Origin of the sequence: Rhodoplanes sp. SY1 (assembly GCF_046000175.1) — a bacterium.
In the GTDB taxonomy this organism is placed as follows: Bacteria; Pseudomonadota; Alphaproteobacteria; order Rhizobiales; family Xanthobacteraceae; genus Rhodoplanes.
Genome location: NZ_JBEOMB010000468.1, coordinates 1 through 757 on the forward strand (window position 1 = coordinate 1; position 757 = coordinate 757).

General features: G+C 69.5%; 1 protein-coding gene. It reads left to right on the forward strand.

Going from position 1 to position 757, the window contains the following annotated elements; genetic code table 11:
- A partial coding sequence (locus ABTU92_RS30410) for a phage portal protein (RefSeq protein ID WP_408095253.1) occupies nt 1-619 on the forward strand: 619 nt, incomplete at its 5' end.
- Between the last annotated feature and the right edge of the window lie 138 nt (nt 620-757).

Sequence of the window (757 nt, forward strand, 5' to 3'; positions counted from 1 at the left end):
GCTGGGCGGCGTGCGCATCCCCGTCATGCCGCTCGGCGACGAGATCGCGATCAACTCGAGCCCGCGCCAGACGACGGCCTTCCCGGCGTTCCTCACGGCCTTCCTGCAGCGGGTCGCGGCGGCGCGCGGCATCTCCTACGAGCAGCTCGCGATGGACTGGTCGCGGACCAACTATTCGAGTGCACGCGCCGCCCTGAACGAGGTCTGGCGCACCATCACGCGGATGTTCGCGGTGCTGTGCGAGCAGGTGTTCGACCCGATCCGCTACTGCGTCGTCGAGGAAGGGGTGGACCGCGGCTACATCGTGATTCCGGACGAGCTGCCCGACTTCTGGGACGTCCCGGCCGCCTACCTGAACTGCCGCTGGATCGGGCCCGGCCGCGGCTATGTCGACCCGACCAAGGAGGCCGAGGCGGCCTCCATTCGCATGGACGGCCTGATGTCGACCCTCCAGGACGAATGCGCCGAGCAGGGCCGCGACTGGGAAGACGTGCTCGACCAGGCCGAGATCGAGGCGGAGGAGCTCGCGCGCCGCAATCTCACGCGCGCCTCCGTCAAGGCGGCCGCCGGCGCCGTGCCGGGCGAGTCCGTCAAGCAGACCGATGGAGCTGCCGCGTGAGCATCCCGTATCATCGCATCGCGTCGGCCTTCTACAATCGGCCGCTTCTGCTGACGCCGTCGTCGGCGGATTCGATCAGCACGTTCCTGCTGTCGCGGATCGGCGCAGGGCCCGCCATCGCGGGCGACGAGAACGACG